Origin of the sequence: Novosphingobium mississippiense, from assembly GCF_044029535.1 — a bacterium.
Classification (GTDB): Bacteria; Pseudomonadota; Alphaproteobacteria; order Sphingomonadales; family Sphingomonadaceae; genus Novosphingobium.
Genome location: NZ_CP147003.1, coordinates 1,251,620 through 1,274,274, shown reverse-complemented (window position 1 = coordinate 1,274,274; position 22,655 = coordinate 1,251,620). Strand labels below are relative to the sequence as shown.

General features: G+C 60.9%; 21 protein-coding genes. 12 read left to right on the top strand and 9 right to left on the bottom strand.

Translation table 11 applies throughout. The features are described 5' to 3' along the window. Nucleotides 1-9: 9 nt before the first annotated feature. Entirely contained in the window at nucleotides 10-1,008 is a 999-nt protein-coding gene (locus WBP06_RS24105; RefSeq protein ID WP_395334720.1) for a hypothetical protein, read from the top strand. Between the two features lie 36 nt (nucleotides 1,009-1,044). Beyond that, entirely contained in the window at nucleotides 1,045-2,181 is a 1,137-nt protein-coding gene (locus WBP06_RS24100; RefSeq protein WP_395334717.1) for an epoxide hydrolase family protein, read from the top strand. 326 nt (nucleotides 2,182-2,507) lie between these two features. On the opposite strand, the gene WBP06_RS24095 is transcribed toward WBP06_RS24100, so the two are convergent. Continuing rightward, nucleotides 2,508-3,413, bottom strand: a complete 906-nt coding sequence (locus WBP06_RS24095) for a LysR family transcriptional regulator (RefSeq protein WP_395334715.1) — start codon at nucleotides 3,411-3,413, stop codon at nucleotides 2,508-2,510. A gap of 119 nt (nucleotides 3,414-3,532) precedes the next feature. Between WBP06_RS24095 and WBP06_RS24090 the strand changes: the two genes are divergently transcribed. Beyond that, nucleotides 3,533-4,606: an aldo/keto reductase gene (locus WBP06_RS24090; RefSeq protein WP_395334713.1), complete on the top strand. Its 1,074-nt coding sequence runs from the start codon at nucleotides 3,533-3,535 to the stop codon at nucleotides 4,604-4,606. Between the two features lie 480 nt (nucleotides 4,607-5,086). On the opposite strand, the gene WBP06_RS24085 is transcribed toward WBP06_RS24090, so the two are convergent. Beyond that, complete coding sequence (locus WBP06_RS24085; protein ID WP_395334711.1) at nucleotides 5,087-5,977, bottom strand: LysR family transcriptional regulator; 891 nt, start codon at nucleotides 5,975-5,977, stop codon at nucleotides 5,087-5,089. Between the two features lie 95 nt (nucleotides 5,978-6,072). Here WBP06_RS24085 and WBP06_RS24080 point away from each other — a divergent pair, with 95 nt between their 5' ends. Beyond that, a complete protein-coding gene (locus WBP06_RS24080; RefSeq protein WP_395334708.1) occupies nucleotides 6,073-6,840 on the top strand; it encodes an SDR family NAD(P)-dependent oxidoreductase in 768 nt (255 codons plus the stop codon). Between the two features lie 64 nt (nucleotides 6,841-6,904). Here WBP06_RS24080 and WBP06_RS24075 read toward each other — a convergent pair whose 3' ends face one another. After that, the gene (locus WBP06_RS24075) at nucleotides 6,905-7,288 is read right to left on the bottom strand and encodes a winged helix-turn-helix transcriptional regulator (protein WP_395334706.1); all 384 of its coding nucleotides are present in this window, start codon (nucleotides 7,286-7,288) and stop codon (nucleotides 6,905-6,907) included. A gap of 309 nt (nucleotides 7,289-7,597) precedes the next feature. Between WBP06_RS24075 and WBP06_RS24070 the strand changes: the two genes are divergently transcribed. Beyond that, nucleotides 7,598-8,326 carry an alpha/beta fold hydrolase gene (locus WBP06_RS24070; RefSeq protein WP_395334704.1) on the top strand — a complete coding sequence of 243 codons (729 nt, stop codon included), beginning with the start codon at nucleotides 7,598-7,600 and terminating at the stop codon, nucleotides 8,324-8,326. 108 nt (nucleotides 8,327-8,434) lie between these two features. Here the strand turns inward: WBP06_RS24070 and WBP06_RS24065 are convergent, their stop codons facing one another. Continuing rightward, on the bottom strand, nucleotides 8,435-9,046 hold the full coding sequence (locus WBP06_RS24065; protein ID WP_395334702.1) for an NIPSNAP family protein: 612 nt from the start codon (nucleotides 9,044-9,046) through the stop codon (nucleotides 8,435-8,437). 189 nt (nucleotides 9,047-9,235) lie between these two features. Further along, nucleotides 9,236-10,225, bottom strand: coding sequence for an alpha/beta fold hydrolase (locus tag WBP06_RS24060; protein WP_395334700.1), 990 nt, complete (start codon nucleotides 10,223-10,225; stop codon nucleotides 9,236-9,238). A 150-nt stretch (nucleotides 10,226-10,375) separates the two neighbouring features. Here WBP06_RS24060 and WBP06_RS24055 point away from each other — a divergent pair, with 150 nt between their 5' ends. Beyond that, nucleotides 10,376-10,924, top strand: a complete 549-nt coding sequence (locus WBP06_RS24055; protein WP_395334697.1) for a TetR/AcrR family transcriptional regulator — start codon at nucleotides 10,376-10,378, stop codon at nucleotides 10,922-10,924. Nucleotides 10,925-11,217: 293 nt separating this feature from the next. Here the strand turns inward: WBP06_RS24055 and WBP06_RS24050 are convergent, their stop codons facing one another. The 4 genes from WBP06_RS24050 to WBP06_RS24035 all read right to left on the bottom strand — a co-directional run bounded on the left by WBP06_RS24050 (nucleotide 11,218) and on the right by WBP06_RS24035 (nucleotide 16,783). Beyond that, nucleotides 11,218-12,627, bottom strand: coding sequence for an arylsulfatase (locus tag WBP06_RS24050; protein WP_395337570.1), 1,410 nt, complete (start codon nucleotides 12,625-12,627; stop codon nucleotides 11,218-11,220). 378 nt (nucleotides 12,628-13,005) lie between these two features. Next, nucleotides 13,006-14,127 (bottom strand): hypothetical protein, encoded by a 1,122-nt coding sequence (locus WBP06_RS24045; protein WP_395334694.1) that lies wholly within the window; start codon nucleotides 14,125-14,127, stop codon nucleotides 13,006-13,008. 455 nt (nucleotides 14,128-14,582) lie between these two features. Continuing rightward, complete coding sequence (locus tag WBP06_RS24040) at nucleotides 14,583-15,524, bottom strand: PDR/VanB family oxidoreductase (RefSeq protein WP_395334691.1); 942 nt, start codon at nucleotides 15,522-15,524, stop codon at nucleotides 14,583-14,585. Nucleotides 15,525-15,526: 2 nt separating this feature from the next. After that, the gene (locus tag WBP06_RS24035) at nucleotides 15,527-16,783 is read right to left on the bottom strand and encodes an NAD(P)/FAD-dependent oxidoreductase (RefSeq protein WP_395337569.1); all 1,257 of its coding nucleotides are present in this window, start codon (nucleotides 16,781-16,783) and stop codon (nucleotides 15,527-15,529) included. A gap of 215 nt (nucleotides 16,784-16,998) precedes the next feature. Here WBP06_RS24035 and WBP06_RS24030 point away from each other — a divergent pair, with 215 nt between their 5' ends. From WBP06_RS24030 to WBP06_RS24005, 6 genes are all read left to right on the top strand, one after another. Then, entirely contained in the window at nucleotides 16,999-17,913 is a 915-nt protein-coding gene (locus WBP06_RS24030; protein WP_395334688.1) for a LysR substrate-binding domain-containing protein, read from the top strand. A gap of 72 nt (nucleotides 17,914-17,985) precedes the next feature. Beyond that, nucleotides 17,986-19,170: an aromatic ring-hydroxylating dioxygenase subunit alpha gene (locus tag WBP06_RS24025; protein ID WP_395334686.1), complete on the top strand. Its 1,185-nt coding sequence runs from the start codon at nucleotides 17,986-17,988 to the stop codon at nucleotides 19,168-19,170. Next, nucleotides 19,167-20,591, top strand: a complete 1,425-nt coding sequence (locus WBP06_RS24020; RefSeq protein WP_395334684.1) for an aldehyde dehydrogenase family protein — start codon at nucleotides 19,167-19,169, stop codon at nucleotides 20,589-20,591. The genes WBP06_RS24025 and WBP06_RS24020 overlap by 4 nt, the downstream gene beginning before the upstream one ends. Before the next feature lie 5 nt (nucleotides 20,592-20,596). Then, the gene (locus WBP06_RS24015) at nucleotides 20,597-20,830 is read left to right on the top strand and encodes a hypothetical protein (protein WP_395334682.1); all 234 of its coding nucleotides are present in this window, start codon (nucleotides 20,597-20,599) and stop codon (nucleotides 20,828-20,830) included. A gap of 9 nt (nucleotides 20,831-20,839) precedes the next feature. Continuing rightward, on the top strand, nucleotides 20,840-21,196 hold the full coding sequence (locus WBP06_RS24010; RefSeq protein ID WP_395334680.1) for a cupin domain-containing protein: 357 nt from the start codon (nucleotides 20,840-20,842) through the stop codon (nucleotides 21,194-21,196). A 72-nt stretch (nucleotides 21,197-21,268) separates the two neighbouring features. Continuing rightward, entirely contained in the window at nucleotides 21,269-22,642 is a 1,374-nt protein-coding gene (locus WBP06_RS24005; protein WP_395334678.1) for an MFS transporter, read from the top strand. Nucleotides 22,643-22,655: the final 13 nt, after the last annotated feature.

Sequence of the window (22,655 nt, the reverse complement as noted above, 5' to 3'; positions counted from 1 at the left end):
ACGTGGAGATTGGATGATCCTGAACTGACTGCGCTGGGCGCTTGTCATTTCGCGCGGCTCGGGGAACTCCCCGTGATGATCCAATCTTCGCGTTCATGTAAACGGGAGCTTGGAGCTTTGGCTCGTATTATCGGCGCAATCGCCACATCGCATACGCCGACGATCGGTTTTGCGCAGGACGCGCAAAAGCAGGATGATCCGGCGTGGAAACCGATCTTCGATGCCTATATGCCGATCCGGCAATGGGTTGAGGACAAGCGTCCCGACGTCCTGCTGATGGTCTATAACGACCACATAACCTCGTTCTTCTTCGATCATTATTCCACGTTTTGTCTGGGCGTCGACGAGACCTATCAGGTCGCAGACGAAGGTGGTGGACCGCGCCCCGTGCCGCCGATCCAGGGGCACGCGGATCTTTCGCGCCACATCACCCGCTCGCTCGTGACTGACGAGTTCGACATGAGCACCTTCCGCGACAAACCGCTCGATCACGGGATTTTTTCTCCGCTATCAGTCCTCCTGCCGCATGGCGCGGCGGGTTGGGGAAGCGATGAGGCTTCGCCGCGCATCGTGCCGCTGCAGGTCGGTGTGCTCCAGTTTCCGATTCCCACCGCACTGCGCTGTTACAAGCTGGGCCAGGCGCTGCGCATGGCGATCGAGAGCTATCCCGAGGACATCAGCGTGGCCCTGGTCGCAGCTCCTGAACGACAACAAAGGGTCGGCTCCGGAATCGACCGAGATGCGCCCATTTTCGCCGTACAAGGGCGCGTTTCATTGCTCGGAAGCGGTCACTCGTTCAGGTCGGAACGGGCCGTCGGGGGCAATAAAAGCTGCCAGTCGTCCTCAAACGGCGTGTTGGCTCGACTTGTAGGTTTTCGTTCAGGTCTCCGTCCCCGTCCCCGTCCCCGTCCCCGTCCCCGTCCCCGTCCCCGTCCCCGTCCCCGTCCCCGTCCCCGTCCAGAAGAGGCTGTTGGTGGCGACGGTCTAGTCCGCTATTGGGTGGTCTAAGACATAGTGGCGCTCGCCTTAGGCAGGGAATCTCCCATGATTGAGCCGTTTCAAATACCCTATGATGCAGAACAGGTAGCAGATCTGCAGGTGCGCCTAGCGCGAACACGCTGGGCGGATGCTGTAAGCGAAGACTGGACGATGGGCACCGAGCGTAGCTTCCTTAGTCGCTTCATCGATTTTTGGCACAATAGCTATAACTGGGCCGAACGACGTGATTACCTGAACGGGCTCCCTCATTTTCACACGACGATCGACGGACTCGGCCTGCATTTCCTTCACTTCCGCAGCGAGACAACAAGGCCGACGCCGCTTCTCCTCATGAACGGATGGCCCTCCAGCTTCATCGAATTCCAGCGGCTTGCGCCGATGCTGACGGCTGGATCGCCGGCGTTCGATGTCGTCATTCCCACCATGCCCGGCTTCGGCTATTCAGACCGACCAACCCGCCGCCCCTACGGCGCGGATCCCGTCGAGCTCTATCCCAGACTGATGGCCCTGCTGGGATATGAGAACTTCGTCGTCGCAGGCACCGATATCGGGTCCGGGCTTGCGACGCGTATCGCCCTTCGCCATCCCCAGCACGCGCTAGCCGTTCATGTTTCCGCCATCGCGCCCAAGCCGTTACCAGCAAATGACCCGCCTCTGACGCGGCCGGAGATGGAATATGACGCGCGCCTCCTGGCATGGGGCCGCGAGGATGGTGGATACCAAGCGATCCAAAGCTCGCGCCCCCAGACGCTAGCCTTCGGGCTCGCCGACAGTCCAGTCGGACTCGCCTCCTGGATCCTGGAGAAATTTCGCGCGTGGACGGATTGCGGCGACGATCTTCTGTCGATCTGGCCGCTAGAGGCACTGGCGGACAATCTCACCATTTATTGGATGACCAACACAATCGGATCATCCATCCGCTATTATTACGAGGCTACACGCCTGCGGCCGCCGCTCCGCGAGGATGACTTCGTACACGCGCCGACCACCGTCGCGATGTGGCCCCATGACCTAGCTCTCGCGCCGCGCGAGCGAGCAGAGCGCCTTTACAACGTGCAGAGCTATACGGTCTTTCCTCGCGGCGGACATTTCCCGGCATGGGAGGCACCGGAATTGTACGCAGATGACCTGAGGAAACTCGCGAAACAACATGAGACAGTCGGCTTAAAGCCCCAGCCTTGATCCCGCTCCACTCAGCCCGGTTCTCCTGAAAAAAGCTCCGGCAGTTTTTTAGGCCGACCGAAACTGGCCGCCTTGCCGCCACGGCTGAAAGCGCAGATGCAGGGATTGTCTACGGACAGTGGGTTGGCGAAGCATGTCGTTATCGGCGACGAGCCGTCAGCGCGTTCACTTCGATGTTCAACAAGGCGTTGGGCAATTCCCCTGCCTACTATCTCGCGGCATATCAGGCTTGTGGGTGACAATACGGAGCAGGGTAGAGCCAGCGATGGCTCTACCCTTTCCGCAACCTGGGACCCGGGCCTTCCAAGGGCCTCAAGCTTGCCGGTTCAGAAGTGGTAGCCGCGACGGTGGAGACGGACATGATCGACCAGCGCCCGCAGTTTGGGCGCGAGGTTGCGCCGATCTGGGAAATACAGAAAGAAGCCGGGAAACGGCGGGCAATATTCCTCGAGCAGCGCAATCAGATCGCCGCTATCGAGATAGGGGCGGAACGTCTCCTCCACGCCAAAGGTCAGTCCTGCGCCGGCGCGCGCGGTGCGTAGCATCAGGCCCATGTCATTGGTTGTCACCCGCGGCCGCACGTCCACATCGAACGTCCGCCCATTCTCGCTGAAGTCCCAGCGATAGGGGGCCACGTCGGGGGCGGGGCGCCAGCCGATGCACCGGTGATCAGTCAGGTCTCGTGGATGCCGGGGCGCCCCCCATCGCGCGATATAGGACTGCGCACCGACGACCATTTGCCGCTGGTCACCCGACACAGGCACGGCGATGACGTCCTGGGCCAGAACTTCACCCAGGCGGACGCCGGCGTCGAAGCCGCGCGCGACGATGTCGAATTCCTCGTCGGTGACCGTTACGTCCAGCTGAACGCCGGGATAGGCTTCGACGAATTCAGCGATCAGCGTTCCGGAGAGAAATGCCTCCGCGATCGAGGAGACAGCGACGCGCAACCGCCCCGTCGGGCGCGCGTCCCGGTCGCTGGCGGCATCGATGGCGGCCGCGACTTCACTGATCGCCGGCGCTACGCGGCTGTACAATGCCTGCCCCGCCTCGGTCAGGCCGACGCTTCGCGTGGTCCGATGCACGAGCGCTGTGCCGATCCGGTTCTCGAGTGCACGAACAGACTGGCTGACAGCGGATCGGGTCACGCCAAGTCGTTCGGCTGCGACGCGGAAGTTCCGCGTTTCGGCGACGGCTACGAAGGCCGGCATACCAGCAAGGTCGGTGGTCATATGTAAGATTTTCTTACCATAGAAGTAAGTTATGGGCAAATTGTCTGTCCAATAAGTTCGTCACATATCCCGCTCAACGACAGGGCGTCACGCGGCGCCGGTAAAAATGGAGATGTGCGATGACCCCACTTTCGCTCGACCGATATCGCCTACTCGGACGATCAGGCCTGCGTGTTTCGCCTCTCGCGCTTGGCACGATGACCTTTGGCGCCGATTGGGGTTGGGGCGCCGATCAGGACGAAGCGCGTCGGCAGTTTGACCTTTACGTCGACCGGGGCGGCAATCTGGTCGACAGCGCCGTCAACTACACAGACGGCGCTTCCGAGCGGATTCTGGGAGGGTTCCTGCGCGACAAGCGCGAGCGCGTCGTCCTGGCTACCAAGTTCACGATGACACGTGAGCCGGGCAATCCCAATGCAGGTGGCAATCACCGCCTGAACATGCTTCGCTCGGTCGAGCAGAGTCTGCGCCAGCTAAACACCGATCGTATCGACCTTCTCTTTCTGCACGGCTGGGACGCCACGACGGCGGCGGACGAAGTCATGCGCGGGCTCGACGATCTCGTGTCTTCGGGCAAGGTCGTCTACCTTGGCATCTCCAACACCCCTGCCTGGCGCATCGCCGAAATGCAGACCCTGGCCTCCCTGCGCGCGTGGGCGCCGCTCGTGGCATTGCAAATAGAGTGGAGCCTGGTCGAGCGCACCGTCGAGCACGAACTCGTGCCTATGGCAGAGGCCATGGGCTTGGGCGTGCTGCCCTGGTCGCCGCTTGGAGGCGGCGTACTCACCGGCAAATATGGGCCGGAGGATGTCGCGGACGACGAGCAGGCGGAGGTCGCAGGAACGCGTAAAGGCGTGATCGCCTCGTCGGGACACCTGACGGGCGACGCGATCGCGCTCGGTGCGCTGGTGCGCGAGGTCGCCGCCGAAATCGGGGCGACTCCCTCCCAGGTGGCGATCGCCTGGCTGCTGCGCCAGCCGGCTTGCACAGCGCCGATCCTCGGTGCCCGGACAGCCGCGCAGCTTGAAGACAATCTCGGCGGGCTGGATGTCATCCTGACCGAGGCGCAGGTCGAGCGGCTTGACCAGGCCAGTCGGGTCGCGCCGATCTTCCCCAGCCGGTTCCTGGCCCGCCCAATGCTTCGTCAGATCATGTTCGGACGGACCGCGATCGAAAGGCGCGCTAGCGTCTAGAGCCACCCATAAGAGCAAATCCGATCACAGAAGGATCATGCCCATGACCACCACACCGGGGGCGTAATCGGCTAGTCTGTCCCACCCATCGGGGATTAGCTGGGAATTAAGCGTCGCGGGCGGGAGGCCGAGCATTCGGCTCCTGCCGAGCGGTGATCCAGCCCATTTCCATCGCCCCCAACAGCCTGCTGCGCCTGCACCTGATCGAAGACATGGAGCAGTGCCACTTCGCAATCGAGACCGAGCACAACTATCATAGCAACGTTTCGCATCCCGGCTTGGCTTGGGCAGCTATGAAACCCACTCCAAATTCAGCCGCGAATATCGGCGCCTGTTCGGCGCTCCACCGGGGAAAGATAAGGAACGGATGAATACAGCGCCGGTGAGGGGATTGGCGCTGTAGTCGTGAATTGAATATTTGTTGGTAACGACGGCCCTTCATCCTGGAATCCGCATTTCCCCACGATCCATGCGAGCAAATCACAACTTCGGCGCAATGATATCGACCAACCAATCGATGAAAATGCGCACGCGGGGCGAGAGTTGTCGGTTCCTGGGATAGAGGACCGAGATCGGTGTGGATGCAGGCGGGTGCTGGGGCATCAGTTCCACCAGCGTGCCTGCGGCGATGTCTTGCTCATAGCGATAGCGGGGGACCTGGATGAGGCCAAAACCCAAGCGAGCCAGGGCGGCGTAGCTCTCGCTGTCGGTCACGCTGACGCGGTGAGGCAAGGTCCGATAGCGGAGGTCGCCAGCGACCATAAACTCAAGTGGCAAGACCTGGCCTGTGCGTGACGAGGCAAAGCCGATCATCTCGTGCCCCTCCAGTTCATCGAGCGTGCGCGGGATGCCGCGCTGCGCGAGATAGGCACTGCTGGCCAGCGTTACATCTTTGGCAACGCCGAGGCGCCTGACGATCATGTCACTGTCCGCCACCTCGCCGCCGCGTATCACGCAGTCATACCCTTCTCGCACGATATCGACGAACCGGTCACCTTCGCCAAGGAACAGGGTCAGGCCGGGATGACGCGCCAGGAAGGCTGGTAACTCTGGCAGGATGAAAGTTCGCGCGGTCGGTCCGTGGACGCTGACGCGCAGCAGTCCGCGGATTTCCGAGCCGATGAGCGCCGCTTCAGCATCCTCGATTTCAGCTAGGATCGCCTTGCATCGGCGGTAATGGATTTCGCCTTCCAACGTCGGCGTGACCTGCCTGGTGGTTCTTTGCAGAAGGCGCACGCCGAGCCGCTCCTCGAATTGCTTCATCGCGGTGGTTGCGGTGGAACGCGGAATCCGCAGGTCTGAGGCGGCGGCGCTGAAGCTTCGCCGTTCCACGACGCGTACGAGCAGGCGCATGCTGTCCAGCTTATCCATTGTTCGCCTTTTTGGAACAGGGTTGGCATAATACTAAAATTGTTTCTTCCTGCCGTCGGAATAAATTGGCGTCAATCCACTGAAGGAGGACGACAATGACCAGCCAAACATCCCAAATCGCTCTGATCACCGGCGGCAGCCGCGGGCTTGGCCGCAACACTGCCGAAAGTCTCGCCCGGAGGGGCGTCGATGTCGTGATCACCTACAATGCGCGCGCAGACGAAGCCCAGAAGGTCGTCGCCGCCATCGAAGCCATGGGCGGCAAGGCGACTGCACTGCAACTCGACACCGGCTCAGTCGAGACATTCGCTCAATTCGCCGGCGAACTGAGGCAGCGACTGCAGGAAATCTGGGGCCGCGATCAGTTCGACTTCCTGGTGAACAATGCGGGCACATCGCATCACAACAGCATCGAGAAGACCACCGAAGCCGAACTGGATGCGCTCTACAACGTCCATTTCAAGGGTGTGTTCTTCCTGACGCAAACGCTGCTGCCGCTGATCAGGGACGGTGGCCGCATCGTCAACATCTCTTCCGGCCTGACGCGTATCATCGTTCCGGAGAGCGGCCCTTACGGCGCGATGAAGGGGGCTGTCGAAGTGCTGACCAAGTATCTGGCGAAGGAACTGGCGCCGCGTCGGATCGCTGTCAACGTGGTTGCCCCGGGGGCCATCGCCACCGATTTCAGCGGCGGGGTGGTCCGTGACAATCCGGACCTCAACAAGCGCATTGCCGACATGACGGCACTTGGCCGCACGGGTCAACCGGATGACATCGGGCCGATGATCGCGTCCCTGCTCTCCGAGGACAATCGCTGGGTCAACGCTCAGCGCATCGAGGTCTCGGGTGGTATGGCGATCTGATGGGCCAAGTGCGGCAGGCGCCGGATGCGGTGCCTGCCGCACTTCTGCCGGATGGGCTTGGGACTCACGCTTCCAATTTTGCGTCGTAGCTTTCTTTTGCCAGCTCGATCTGCGGCAGATGTTCGATGGCCCAGTCATAAACGGCGCTAAACGGAACCTGCAGTGTTCGGCCCAGATCGGTGATCGAGTACTCGACCGCGACAGGTGATGTCGCCAGCACCTTGCGCGCAATCAGGCCGTTGCGCTCCAACCGCCGCAGGGCCTGCGTCAACGCCTTGTGGGTGATGCCTTCCAGCCGCCGCATGAACTCGTTGAAGCGGGTGGGCCGTTCGCTGAGCGTGGTGAGGATCATCACCGACCATTTGTTGGCGACCTGATCGAAAAACGAACAGGCGGCGCAATCGGCAAAGTAGACTGCATCGACGCCTGCGGGCCGTGTTCCCGGCATGGCAATATCCTCCTGTATATCTGCGCACTTTAAGGTGCGTAATTGATCGTAGATTTACAACATATATCTGGATGCGGCCACGACAGGCACGAGGTGCAGGTACACGACGGACCGCATTGCGGCTGGATCTGAACGGAGAAAATCATGACGATTGAGGACAGCGGTCTTTCCCGGCGCGGTTTGCTGGGCTTCATGGGGGCAGCCGCAGCGACCGCCACTCTGGCGCCCGACGTTGGATGGAGCGCATCGCTTTCAGGCCGGACAACCGCGAAACTGTTCTACACCGACGTCGGGGCCGGGACCAATGTGATGCTGATCCACGGCTGGACGGCAGATTCGCATGACTGGTCGTGGCAATTGCCGGTCCTTGAAGGCAAGTATCGCGTCGTGGCCGTGGATCTTCGCGGACACGGTCGCTCGCAGATCATGCCATCGGGTTCCTACGATCCCGAGGATTATGTCGCCGATATCGAAGCTTTGATCGAACGGGATTTCCCCGGGCAGAAGTTCATCCTTGTGGGCCATTCGATGGGCGGGCAGATCGCGGCACGCCTCTCGGTCAAACGGCCCGATCTGGTCGGCGGAGTTATATCGGTAGACGGTTCGCTGGGATTCTCCGACGCGCTCGGCCCGATCTTCAGAAAAACGACGATGGATCTGAAGCGCAAGGATCCGGCGATCGTCGGCCCCGCGCTGTTCGAGGCGGTCTACGATCCTGCAACCGATCCGGGGATTAAACGCTGGCATGCGCGGCGGCTGCAAGGAACGTCGATCCACGCGGTGCGGGAATCGTTCGGTCCGCTGTTCTTCGGGGCAAGCCAAGTGGGACTGGGCAAGCAGAGCGAGGACTTTCTCCGGACCGTCCGGGTGCCGTTTTACCACTTATGCCGCGATCAGGAGCAGGAAGCTCGTATGCGAGGCTGGTTCTCCAACCCCAAATCGAGAGTCGAATATTGGGACCATGCCGGTCACTGGATCATGCAGGATCGCAAGGAGGACGTGACCTCCGCCATCGTCGCCTGGATCGACGCTCTATGATGGACACCGGCCGGCGGCGAAGCAGCAGTGCTACGCTCTGCCGGCCAGCCCGCAAGCGAATTGCCGCCGTGCTCGGGCGCTCGAGACATTCCGCGCGGGGCAATCCCCTCAACATATGGGGAAGTCAGGCTCCGCAAAGGCAATGGTAGATGTTGCGTGCTCGATGCGCTCGGGGCCTCCCTTCGGTGGCCAGAGCCCCACAGAATAATGTTCGCGCCGCAATCTGTTGCGTTGTTCGACAGAGCCAAAACCCCAGAGATGGGTAATGCGTGGCTCACCGTCGAGCGCATACATGGCGGTGACAAGGTGATCGGTATAGGCTCGCGCAGGTTCGATCGCCATACGCCAGCCATCCAACGTGCCCGGGAGGCCGCCAGGTGTCAGCCAGTAAGTGCGCCATTCAAAAACACCGCCATAAGCGCGCGGCTTGGGAGGCGGCAGGAAGGGGAACGGCGCGAAGCTTTCCAGTGAGAGCTTCACGTTTGCCGCTGCCGTTCCAAACGGATCGTCGCTCATTAACGCGCGATGTCGCTCCGTTCGCAGCTCTTCCAGAGTGTCAAACGATCTTAGCAACATCAGTTGGCCGATAGGGCCGATTTCTGTCTGCCACATGCCCAGAAGGGTGCCTGCCACAGCATCCTCGACCCAGGCGCGCGCGCCCGGCAATGCACCTTTGCCGGCAAATACCGATCCCTTGAGCGTCGCCACCTCGAAGAACATCGGGACTTCCTTTTCGATGGGGCCAGAGCGCCTTCGCTGTTGCGCCCGCAAGATACTGCGGCAAGCGAAGGTGGTGGCGAGAGGGCTCTGCAGTTCCAAGGCAGTTCCAGGACCGGACCTTCTCCTCGCACCGGTTGTGCCGGCGCGAAAAGAGGGCGCGGAACCTGTCATCAGCTTTATCGGGCCAGGTCAGCCCTCAACAGTCAAGGGGAGGGCGTCGCTCTCCCGAACCTCACCGAACTCCGCAAGGTATGGGGCCAGGAAGGAGTTCAGCAACGCCAGCAGCGCATCCGGCGCCTCTTCCGGTACGAAATGCCCACAATCAGGGATCACGGCGCAGTGAACATCGTCTGCAACGCTGCGAAGCTGCTCCTCCACGGCATCGCCGCATGCCAGTTGACCTGCGAACCCGAACACCGGCATCGTCAGCCTGGTTCTCATGCGCTCGCGATTGGCAGGGATGTCGGCATCGATAGCGCGATAATAATCGAAGCTTGCGCGAAGCGTTTGGCGATCGCGCTTGATGAGATCGATGTAGAAGGCCCGAACCTCGGTGGAAAGCGGATTTGGCACCGAAATTTTGGTGAACTGATAATCGAAGAATATCTCTTCTCTGCCGACCACCAGCGCCTCGTTGATGCCGTGGACGCGGCAGAAATTGTTATGCCAGAGGAAGTCGCTCAGTTGCCGGTCATCTGAGATCAGGGGAGGGGAGATCGCCACGCCCGGGATGATCGCCTCACCCAGCGCAATACGTGCAATGCGATCGGGCTGATCCGCAGCCATCGCATAGCCGACCCACATTCCGCAGTCGTGCCCGACCATGGCGAAACACTCATGCCCCAGTGCCGTCATCAGTCCGAAGAGATCGCGGCCGAGCGTCCCCTTGTCATAGCCCTCCAGCGGCTTCTCGGAAATGCCGAGACCGCGGGGATCCGGCACGATCACGGTGAACCGTTCCGCCAAGGGCAACATGACGTCGCGCCAGATATACCAATTCTGCGGCCATCCCCCGAGCAGGAGCAGCGGAGGGCCGTCGCCTCCCACCACGGCATGAAGTTCGATTTCGCCGGTGGGGATCCGATAGCTTTCGAAAACCTCGGTAAATCCGGGAGGCAAGCTGGGAACACCATGCACGGAACCGAAATCGGTGGCGGTCGGGAAAGGCAGGCGCTTCATGGGTCATGCTCCTTATATGTAGCGAACACTAAATTTAAGTCATTGCGTTCCCGCGTCAACCTGTGTTTAGTGATCGCTATGGAAAAACCTCGCCAACGTCGCTCCAGCGGCCCTCGTACCTTTGATCGGGCTCAAGCGGTCGAGACTGCGATGCGACTGTTCCGGCAGCATGGGTATGAAGGCGTGTCGATTGCCGATCTCACCAATGCCATCGGTATCGCTCCCCCCAGTCTCTATGCGGCTTTCAAAAGCAAGGCCGGTCTCTACCGCGAAGCGCTCGACCTGTACTCCGGCTTGCCTGGCGCGCTGGAAGGCATGACCGATGCATCGACCCTGGAACAGGGGCTGGAAGGTTTCTTCAACGCAGCCATTCAGGCGGTGACGGCTGAGGAACGCGGTTGCATGATCTCGATCGGCTTGGTCGAGGGTGCGGTCGAGCAGCATGAGCTGGTGATCGAACTGCGCAACCGTCGGCGAGAACTGCGCGATCGTATTGCAGAAACATTGTGCAAGTGGCTCACGCGGCCCGAGGCAGACCGACTTGCCAAGCATCTTTCCGCGCTGCTGCAGGGCCTGGCGGTTCAGGCTCGTGACGGGGCAACGGGGAGGGATCTATCTCTCACCGCTCAAGATGCGATTGCCGGCATAGTGGCAAGGCGGTCGGCGGGATATCATCGTGCGGACTGCGCGACCAATTGATCTACCATAGCATCTGAATGCTGGCGCTGGAGCCTGCCACTCATTGAACCCGCTTGCCTTTTCAGGCCAAATCCTGCCGGACCGCAAACGGGCGGATTTGCGTGTTGGGGAACCGGACATCGGAAACCTTTTCTGTCTGGTTCTGGCGGGAGTGGTCGTTCCGGCAGTCCGGCCAGAACGGCGACAATTGGGTCGGCATCTGCCGGAAGGTTTTTGAATTGCGAGCACAAGAAAGCCGCCGTTGAACTGCCTCAAATGATCGTAGGTTACGGATTTCAGATAGAGCTTAGCTATCAGTGCGCCTTGGGCGGTGAATACGGATCGGGCGTGCCTGGCATGATTGGCGGGTATCGTTTGAGGCTGGCTTCGAAATCCGCCACAATCTTCATCATCGGCCCACCGACCCAGCCATTCGGGGTCAGCGTGGCGCCATATTCCTCCTTCGGATCGTTTAGCAGATCGTAGATCTTGGGCACGCCAAGCTTCGTCGGCGCCGACCACCAGTCCCGTTCCTGCTCATAAAACGCGAGCTTCCAGTTCTTCCATTTGACCGCCTCCATGCGGTCAGCAACGAAAACGGGGAAACCTTGCCTGGCCGATGTGTTGGTGCGGCCTTCCAGGAACGCGGTCTGATCGACGCCGTCTATCGCCCGGTCCTGCGGGATCCGTGCGCCGGCAATGGTGGCAAAAGTCGTGAACGTATCCACCGAGTGGACGATCTCATTGGAGGTGCGGCCCGCCGGTACATGGCCGGGCCAACGGATGATGAATGGCGTGCGCAGCGATCCTTCCATGTGCGTGAAGTAATAACCACTCCAGGGGCCGGAGGAGCCCTGCGACGGGAATGTCGAATCCGGGCCATTGTCGCTGGTAAAGACTACAATCGTGTTGTCGCTGACACCAAGGCTGTCGAGCTTGTCCAGCAGTTGCCCGACATTGGCGTCCATTTCCGCCAGGCAATCCGCGAAATCTCCATTCCCGGTATGACCTGCGAAATCCTGGCTGGGCAGCGCAGGCACATGGACCAGAGTGAAAGGTACATAGGCATAGAACGGCTTGCCCGATTGAACGGCACGCTCCATGAAACCTGCCGTACGCCGCGTGATTTCTTGATCGATCCGGCGACGCTGATCGAGATCATAGACCTCCAGTTCGCGGCTGCGCTCTCCCTTACGCCCCTCCATGATATGCATGAAGGGGATCCCAACGGCGCGGGCGCCGGGTTGGGAGGGAAACATCGATTCATCGGTGGTACGAGGAATGCCGTACCATTCATCGAATCCCTGGTCGTTGGGCAGGCGTCCCTGCGAACTACCTAGGTGCCATTTGCCGAAAGCTCCCGTCGCATAGCCTGCGTCCGATAGCGTTTCGGCCAGCGTCACCTCCCATTGCGTCAGCCCGTCCAGAGAACCGGGAAGAGGCACCGAATGCGTGCCCGATCGGATCGCAAAGCGACCCGTCAGGATGGCTGATCGACTGGGCGTGCATTGTGCTTCGACATTGAAATTGGTCAGCCGCATGCCTTCGGCGGCGAGGCGATCGATACGCGGTGTAGGCGCGCCGCGCAGTTCACCACCGCCATAGACGCCAAGCTCGCCGTAACCCAGGTTGTCCATGAGTACGAAGAGGATGTTCGGGCGGGCGTCCGATGTGTGGGCGAGGCCCTTGGGCGAAACCGTCGCGGCAATGAGCGCGCCCAACATCGCAAGCGTCTGTCGACGATTTGCTTCCATCCATGATCTCCCCGGTTTCCGGTACGGGGATCATCCTTGAAGGCCGAGGCCACAGCCATCAGGAAAAACCCAAGAGATGCGGCGTAATCCCAGCAGTCCGCTGTCGGTTTCAGGTCCAACAGGCGCGCGTGGCCGTCACCGCGCTTGAGCAGCTGATCCGGGACCGATGTGGAATGCAGAGTTCAGGTACGTGGTTCCTACAAGCTGACGACTTGAATGGGTAGTTTGGCGATGCCCGATCGACGGCTTTAGGTGAGCCCGGACGTTGACCATTGCGGATGGGAACGACTGGGTTGGGTCGGGAACAGACACCAGCAAGCTGTGGCCGAAAGTGTCCCCTTCCGTGGTCTAGAAATAATATCCCATCAAGATAATGAGCGATGCCTTCATTTTGCCATCGCCGCCTTGACCGGCCCCAGACAGAAATTGACCAGCCCCTACATAGGGGTCGTTGCGTCCAATCATGAGGTCGGACCAGACCCTGAAGCGGCCGGTTGCCTTGTCGGACCAGAAGGCCCCGAGGGTAAGGCGCTCGGTATCGCGAAAACCTGAGCCATCTTTCATGAACCGAGCGTAGTTCGCATAGAGATTGAGATTGAACGGCAGGTGTCCGGTGTCGACGGTGCGCCCCATTTCCCCGAAAGCCATGTTGCCTCGAGCAGCGATGTTGTACGAGGAATCGTAATCGCCAACCGTGATAAGGTCGCTGCGGCCCTCATTGCGAGGATTGATTACCTGACGTGCCGCCAGAAGCTTGGCGTGCCAGGGGCCACTTTCCGCTTTCAGACTGAGCGCATAAGACCGCCTGTACCCGTTCCCGCCCGTATCGAAATTGTGGATCGTAGACAGCCACGCGGAGCCCGAAAGTGTCAGAGAACGGTGATCCGATGACGCAAGCTGATATTGGACCCGGCCGACGAACATGTTGCGCTCGGCATTGCGCGACCCGTCCGGAACATAGCTGTCGCCTTTGACGATGTTCACCGAAAAGCGCGCACTGTCGTCGCTGATGCCAAAGGCATTGGGCGCTGTCGTCGGAAAATAGCCGAGGTCCACACCAAGTGCGCTGTCCTTGTGGCTGAACGTCACGCCGGCGTTGTAGACTTCCTCGAGGCCGTAAACGAACCCCAGGCTGTTGAAGAACGCAGAGCCCCACCAGCGGTCATCGAAGGGAACCGACTGAACGCCGACGGTCACCTTCTGCTTGTCGTTCAATTTCGCACCGACATAGGCATAGACAGGAAAACTGACTTCCCCGGGATAATTGTCATAGCCGTTGGCGTGGCCGTAGATGAAGCTGCCGCCGTAGAAGCGATATTGCGCCGCGCCAAAAAGGACGGATGAATCATAATCGGCCGTCAGCAGCAGGGTATCGAAGGACAGATGGCTCGATGTCCTCCGCCCGCCGTCTGACCCGGCATCGTTGAAGCGTAGATCGTAGCGTGCACGGATCGCACCTCCGAGCTTCAATTTCGCTTGGCTTTCCGAAGGTGGGGGCGCCGGTAATGATGGTTGCGAGGCCGGACCAACGGCATCAGCACTGGAAGTGTTCGCACTTTCAGTGCCGCTTTCCGCGATTGGCGTTTCCGGTGCGTTTCCGGCTGCCGTGGGTGCAGCAGTAAGCGCCAATGCGGCAAGGGCGCTCAGCATGACCCACCCAAGTCGCTAGTGGCTGTGGCAGCAGGGCAAAGCCTGCTGATCGCGCGCTGTACGGCACAGCGCTCGTCCGATCCTGTAATCATCCTCTCGCCCTTGTTTTGTCGGCGGTTGTCTATCGCAGCCGTTCAACGCAGTTTGATATGGTATTGGGCCATCCGGTCGCGCGACCACCTGGGTCGCGGTAGGCTTGGTTGAGTTCCAAGGGACCCGCCCCTAGGCAATGCAACTCGGTTGTTGGCAGGGTGTGTAGCCCTGCGGCGCATTGCCTAGAGGTCGAGCTTCAGCTTGCCTGACTTTGCACGGGATACGCAGATACACATGTAATCGTTCTGGTCGCGCTCATCGTCGGCCAGGACGCTGTCGCGGTGGTCGATTTCGCCTTCAAGGACATTGACCATGCAGGCACCGCAAATGCCTTCGGAGCAGCCAAACTCAATGCTGAAGTTCGCTTCCTGCAGCACACCCAGGATCGACTGTTCGGGGGCGATCGTAAACACTTGTCCGGTCGAATTTACCTCGACCTCGAATGCGCCGAGCGGGGCGTCCGAGCGATCGGGCGCTGCGGCAAAGCGCTCGAAATGGATATGGGGGCGCTGCTGACGCTTACCGGCTTCCAGGACGGCCTGGAGCATCGGTTCTGGCCCGCAAACATAGATGTCGCCCTCGGCGGGATGGCTTGCAAGCAGTTCATCGATATCGCAAAAACCCGCCACTTCATCGCAATGCAAGCGGTACGCATCGCCAAGAGCCAAGGCCGTGAAGGCGTCATGAAGGGCGGCATCTGCACGCGAGCGGGTCAGGTAGACAACCCGCACATCGGCGCCGGTGGAAGCAAGGTGGCGACCCATGGCCAGGATCGGCGTGGCGCCGATCCCGCCGCCCAGCAGCAGGACAGGCGTCGCATGACCCTTGAGCGCGAAATGGTTGCGGGGGCCACCGATCTTGAGCACGGCGCCTTCCTGGAGGGCGTGCGCTGCGCGGGAACCGCCACGGCCGCCGTCCTCGCGCTTGATGGCGACAGCGACCCATTTGCCTGCCGGATCCCAGTCGCACAGCGAGTATTGGCGGATCAGCCCGTCGCCGAGATGAACGTCAATATGCGCACCGGGCTCGATGCCTTGGAAAGGTGCATCGAGGCTTTCAAAGCGAAATTCAGCGATGTCATGGCTGAGTATGGTCTTGCGGCTCAGCCGGGCGGTTGTGGACATGATCAAATTTCCTTGCGGCTGCGCCAGGCTTCGTAACGAAGGCGGGCTTTTACGCCGATGCCCACGAACGGGCGGGGCGGGTTCTGAACGGGCATGGCGGAGACGGCCTGCATGTCGTCAAGGAGGTCGCTCTCGATGCCGCTGGCCATTTCAGCAAGCAGGCGACCAGAGATCGTTCCTCGCGCAACGCCTACGCCATTATCGGTGTTCGAACTCCAGACGCGGGGGGCCATCTCGCCGAAGTAGCTGACGCGGTTTCGGGCAAGGGCCGTAACGCCGCCCCAAGTGCTTTCGAAGGGTATGTCGGCAAGCTGGGGCCAGCGGCGTGCAAGGGCAATCCGATGGCTGGTCCGCACCCGGTCAAGCGTCGCATCCGAGGCGGCATAGGTTCCGACGTAATCGTACTGATTGCGCATGAAAAGGCGTCGGTCCTGCGTCATGCGGATGGTCGTCCCGCCGATATCAGCCGGGGTGAGGCCCCAGTCGAGCTTGCCGCCAAACGATCGGAAGTGAGCGTCGCTCAAAGGACGGGTGATCGAAGCAAACGTCGCTACGGGAACGATGCGGCGCCGCATCCAACCCAGTTCCGGGGTGTAGGCACTTGTGCCGGCGATAATGCCGCCGACCTGGATCGTAATGGGGATGCCCTGGCGGCGGATTGACAGCTCGAAGCCGTCCCCGCGCCGCTGGTGACGCAGCACGGGACAACCGTCGAGCAGAACGACATTACCGGGGAGGGAATGGGCCAGTCCTCGAACGAGTCGAGCCGGATTCATCAGGATGCAGCCAGGCGTGAAAATCGCGCCCTGATAGTGGCGGGTGCCAGAGATGTCGGCAACGGCCTGACGGTCCAGCATTTTGTAAGGCTGGTTGATACTGTCGAGGATGCGGCTGAAATTCTTCATCGCCGCCATGCCGGTCTCGCCGATTGCAGCCTGAAGCTTGCCGGCCTTGGACCAGTTGCAGTCGATCGAATGTTCGGCAACGAGACGATCAAGATCGGAGATCGCCGCGGTGTTAAGCCGAACGACCCGGTTCATACGCTCCGGTTCACCGCCATCGAGATCGAACTTGTGGGGAAGGTCGATGACAAAGCCGGCATTGCGGCCCGAACTGCCCCAACCGACGGGACGGGCATCGAGGAGCAGGACCGTCTGGTCGGGATGCAGTTCTGCAAGCCGCCGTGCCGCGGCAAGGCCTGTCAGGCCGGCGCCGATGACCGCCCAATCGGCGGTTGCCGGCGGCGGCGATGTGCCCATTACCGACAATTCGGCGGGGGGAACCCAACCGCCGGGCGTGTCGGGAAGCGGCAAACGCCGGACGGTGACTGCTGAAGACATTCGATCCTCTCACGAAATTTCCTATCAAAAGAGGCCGTTCGAACGAGTCGTTCAATGCGGCAAAAACTCACACTTGATTGAGTCCAGCTCATGTGTAAGGCGCGCCAAAATAGAACATCGGATGGAGAGGTCTGATGTCGCGCCGGACCTACGATTTACCGACACTGACCACGCTGACGACGTTTGAGGCCGCAGCGCGATTGCTCAGTTTCAAGAATGCGGCGGTCGAACTGAATGTGACGCCGGGAGCAGTCAGCCATCAGGTCAAGCAGCTGGAAAGCGAGCTTGGTCTGGCGCTGTTCCGGCGGCGGCACCGCGGCGTCGAACTGACCCGGGAAGGCGGCCGCCTATTCGCGACGCTCGCGGAAAGCTTCACATCGATCTCGCGCCAATTGCGGGAGCTGCGGCAATTGCAGGGCGAACTCAGAGTGCGGATCGGCACGACGTCTGCGGTCGCAAGCCTGTGGACGTCGAGCAGCCTTGCCGCCTTCTGGCACGACCATCCCGAAATTACGATCGACCAGATGGTGTCGGACGAGGGGTTTGGAATCGCGCCGGACCTCGACATGTACATCCGGTACGGGCGCGATCACCGCAGCGATTGGCACCAGCAGCCGCTCTATCGCGACGAACTGGTCCCGGTGGCAACACCGCAAGTGGCGGCGCGCCTGCACGACGCGTCTCTCGAAACCTTGGCGGCACAGCGGCTGATCTATCTCGAATCGAGCGATCCCAGCTGGACCAGTTGGGACGACTGGTTTGCGGCCCAGGAGCATGTCGGCCCGCACTCCAACGGCTTCCGGGTGAACAGCTATCTAATCGGCCTGCATACCGCCATGGATGGGGTCGGCCTCATCCTGGGCTGGAAGCGGCTGATCGCTCCGTTTCTCGAGAGTGGCCGCCTCGAAGCCATCCGCGGTCACAGCATTCCCGCTCCGCGTCGCTTCCACCTTATCACGCGTCCAGAGGAAGAACTTAGCGAGCCGGCCAAGCAGCTTCGGGCGTGGCTGCTCGACACTATGGATGAAATCATCTCAAGCGAAGTTTAATTTTTACGCCATTGAGCGTTTTCCGCCGTGCCTCGATCCTAAGTGCGATTTTGGAGAGGCAAGGTATATCTCATGAACGTTATGACCCAGCTTGGCGGCGTGCATACGGACATTGCACGCGCTCAGGGGCTTCCCAACGCCCATTACGTAGATCAGACCGTCTTCGAAGAAGAAAAGCGTTCGGTCCTCTTCGGCAATTGGGCTGGCGTGGGTTTCGGCAAGGACGTACCCGAAGTGGGCGATGCCAAGCCGGTCGATTTTCTCGGAATGCCGCTTCTTCTCGTGCGTGACCGCAGCGGCGTCGTGAACGTGTTCCAGAACACGTGTCGCCATCGGGGCATGATCCTGGTCGATCAGCCCACCAAGATTCGCGGCGCCATCCGCTGCCCCTATCATTCCTGGTGTTACGGACTCGACGGTGCTTTGCGCACGACCCCGCATATCGGCGGTCCCGGCCAGAACACCCATGACGAGATTGACGCTAGCGAATTGGGCCTGGTCAAGGTGCCGAGCCATGTCTGGCGCGACGTCGTCTTCGTGAACATCAATGGCAACATGCCGCCTTTCGAGGAAGTTCATGCCGACCTGCTCCAGCGTTGGAGTGACTTCGATCAGCCTCAGTACCATGGCGGAGAAGGTTCGAGCTTCAAGCTGGAGGTCAACACGAACTGGAAGCTGGCTGTCGAAAACTACTGCGAGAGCTATCACCTTCCTTGGGTTCACCCGGCGCTCAACACCTATTCGCGCCTTGAAGATCACCGTAACATCGAGCACCGCGCCGAATATTCGGGCCAGATCACTCTGGTCTATCGACAGCTTGAAGACGAGAACGGTGCAAAGCTGCCCGATTTCGAAGGGCTGCCGGAATACTGGAACGAGGGCGCGGAATACGTTTCGCTGTTTCCCAACGTCCTGCTGGGCGTGCAGCGCGACCATGTTTTCGCTCTGGTTCTGCAGCCTCTCAGCCTCGAAAAGACCGTCGAGCACGTCGAGCTCTATTATGCCGAGAAGCCGGGTGAGAGCGACGAGCAGGATGCCCTGCGGACCGAGAATGCGAAGCGTTGGAAAGTCGTCTTCGAGGAAGACATCTTTGTGGTCGAAGGCATGCAGCGCGGGCGGCATGGTCAGCTCTTCGACGGTGGACGCTTCTCGCCGGCGATGGACGGTCCAACCCATATCTTCCATAAGTGGATCGCCAACCAGGTGCAGGCAGGGCGTCTTGCCGAAGGCCGCGTGCCGGAAGGTTCGGCGGCATGAGCTTCAAGAACTTCCTGGCCGGCCGATGGGTGGATGGCGATGACATCCTGGAAGTCGAGGATCCGGCGACTGGTGAAACGGTAGCGGAAGCGCCGCTTGCTGGTGAAGTAACGCTGGAGCGCGCACTCGAGGCAGCTCGCAAGAGCGCCGAACGCGGCGATCTGGCGGCGATGGTCCCACAGCGCCGCGCGGATCTGATGCGCCGCATTGCCCAGGAAATCCGCTCGATTGCCGCCGAGGGTGCCGAACTGCTGACGCGAGAAAGCGGCAAGCGGCTTTCCGACGCCAGAGCGGAGTTTGACGAGGCGGCAGCCTATTTCGACTACTACGGCGGTATGGCAGACAAGATGGAGGGCAAGCACATCCCTCTCGGGCCGAACTACGTCGATTACACCGTACTCGAACCGGTCGGCGTATCGGCGCAGGTGGTTCCGTGGAACTTCCCGGTTTCGTTGGCTGCGCGCTCGCTCGCTCCTGCCCTTGCCACTGGAAATGCCGTCATCGTGAAATCGCCCGAACTCGATCCCCTGGGATTGACGGTGCTGGCGCGCGCGCTGGAAGCTGCGGAAGTTCCGGAAGGCGCGGTATCGATTCTCAACGGTACAGGCATCGATCTGGGCGCCAAGCTGGTTGCCAGTTCACGCATCGACCAGATTGTTTTTACAGGATCGGTGCCGACAGGTCAGGCGATCCTGCGCGCTGCGGCTGAGAACGTAACGCCCTCGCTCATGGAACTGGGCGGGAAGTCGGCCGCGATCGCGTTCGACGATGCGGATCTCGACACGCTCCTCGAAAGCGTGCGCTGGGGTATTTTCTTCAACGCGGGACAAGTCTGTTCGGCGATGTCGCGACTGCTCGTACAACGTGGGCTCTACAACCGCGCCGTCGAAGCCTGCGCCGCGCTCGCCAATAGCCTGAGCGTGGGCCATGGCCTGGACGAAGCGGACCATACCCCCGTTATCTCCGCCCGTCAGTTGGGCGGCATTGCGCAGATGGTATCGGCAGCAATACGCGACGGCGCGATTGCTGCCGCAGGTGGCGCCCCTCTCGCTCGAGCCGGCCACTTCATGGCCCCCACCGTGCTGCGCGACGTGCGACCGGATTCGCGGATTGCGCTGGAGGAGGTGTTCGGGCCGGTCCTGTGCATGATTCCCTTCGACACCGAGGAAGAGGCCATAGCGATTGCGAACGGCACGGAGTTCGGTCTCGTAGCCGGTGTCTTCACTCACGACCTCTCGCGCGCCCATCGGGTCGCATCGAAACTGCGCGCGGGCCAGGTTTTCGTGAACGAATGGTTCGCAGGCGGGATCGCCACACCCTTCGGCGGCATCGGCAAGTCCGGTTTTGGGCGCGAAAAGGGCGTCGAGGCGCTGTTCAACTACGTAAGGACCAAGAACGTCGCCATCTCGCTGAAGCGATGAGCGGAATGGATGATGCTGCCTGGCAGGCGCTGGAGCGGCAGCTGATGGAAGCCCACGAACAGGGCGACACGGCGGGATTGATCGGAGCCTACACGAAAGCTGCAGATGTCATGGAGGCACAGAACCGTATTGATGCGGCCTGCTTCTATCTGACCCAAGCCTACGTTCTGGCCCTTGAAGCGGGAGCCGATGAGCTCGAAGCGCTCGATCAACGCCTGGTCGCCTACGGCAGGAACTAGGAGACGGCCATGAGTGTCAGGATTATACGTCAAGAGAGCGTGACGTTGAACGATCGCGGAGGACCACCCGGTACCGCCTTCGTCGGCCGCGCGATCGATGGCAGCATATCGTCGACGATGGGCGCAGGCTTCGGTCGTTTCGATGGCAGCGCGATCGAATGGACGCTTCTGTATGATGAGGTGATCTATGTCATCTCGGGCACTTTCACTGTCGAGGTGGACGGCGAGGTCCATGCCGCTGAGGCCGGTGACGTCATGTGGATCCCTGCAGGAACCAGCGTCATCTACGGCGGCCAGGCTGCGCACATCTTCTACGCCGTCCAGCCGGGCAATTGGGCAGAATTGCAGCGCACGACGCCGGCCTGATCCGCAAGGTCTGCCGGGCCGGAATTCGGGCGGCCGCGCCCAAGCAATGATAAAAATACGGGAGATGCCACTTTGTCTACCACCGCACTTCATGAACCGGCCGTTCTGCTGAGGCCACCCACGCAGCAGATGTCGGACAAGCAGCGCCGATTCATCACCAAGTTGACCGTCCTCATTTCGGGCGGGATGTTCATCGACGGCTTCATTCTTGGCGGCATCGGAATCCTGATGCCCTCCATTACCCAGGACCTGAATCTGTCGCTGGCGTGGCAAGGGTTGATCGGCGCGTCTGCCCTCATCGGCATTTTCCTCGGCGGCCCGCTCGGAGGCTACCTGGCCGACAAGATCGGCCGCAAGCCGATGTTCACGATCGATCTTGCCATCTTCCTGGTTGGCTCGATCGCCCAGTTTTTCGTGACTGATCCGATGCAACTGTTTGTCGTGCGCGTGCTCATGGGCGTGGCCATCGGTGCCGATTATGCCGTGGGCTGGCCGATGCTGGCTGAATTTGCGCCGGCCCGCCTGCGCGGCTTTCTCATGTCCGTGCAGGAAGTGGGTTGGTATGCGGGCTATCTTATCGCCTACGTCGCCGGTTGGGCCCTCGTGGTCTCGCACATCGCCTCCTGGAACGTCATCCTGGGGCTAAGCGCCGTTCCGACGCTGATTGTCCTGCTCATGCGTCTCGGTACCCCGGAATCGCCGCGCTGGCTGAAAAGCCAGGGCCGGACGGCTGAAGCGGAGGAGCTTGCACGCGAATACATGTGTGATGAAGGGCGCAAGGACCTCAAGGCACAGGACACGTCCGGTTCCCTGAAGATGGGACATTTGTTCTCGTCGCATTACATCAAGACCACGATCTTCGTATCGGTTTTCTGGGTCTGCAACGTAACGCCCTACTTCGCCATCAGCACCTTTGCGCCGTTCGTGCTGAACCACCTTGGGCTTGGAGATGGCCTCGCCGGCGGCATTGCGCTCAATGGCCTCGCCCTGGTTGGCGTTGTCACCGCGACCCTGCTGGTCGAGAAGATGGGCCGCCGCAAGCTCGGCATTCCCCCCTTCTTCATTTCCGCGGCGGTACTGGTCGCCGTTGCCCTGCTGGCCCACCTCTCGGCGATGATCATTGTGGTCTGCGTCCTCCTCTTTGCCTTCGTCAATGCAGTGTCGACCACACTGTGCAGCGTCTATCCAGGCGAAGTTTTTCCGACCGAGATCCGCGGCGCCGGTGTTGGATTTGCCACGGCTGTTTCACGCATCGGTGCCGCGGCAGGTACATTCCTCATGCCGCTTTCGATCGATCACCTGGGCATTTCCGGAACCATGATGATTGCCGCCGGCATCTCGCTCTTTGGCGGTGTGGTGTCGTGGTTGCTCGCACCGGAGACGATGGGCAAGCAATTGAGCGAAACATCGGCACCAACCTCGGGCAATCGCCCCAATGGGTGCTGACAGCATTAAGCTG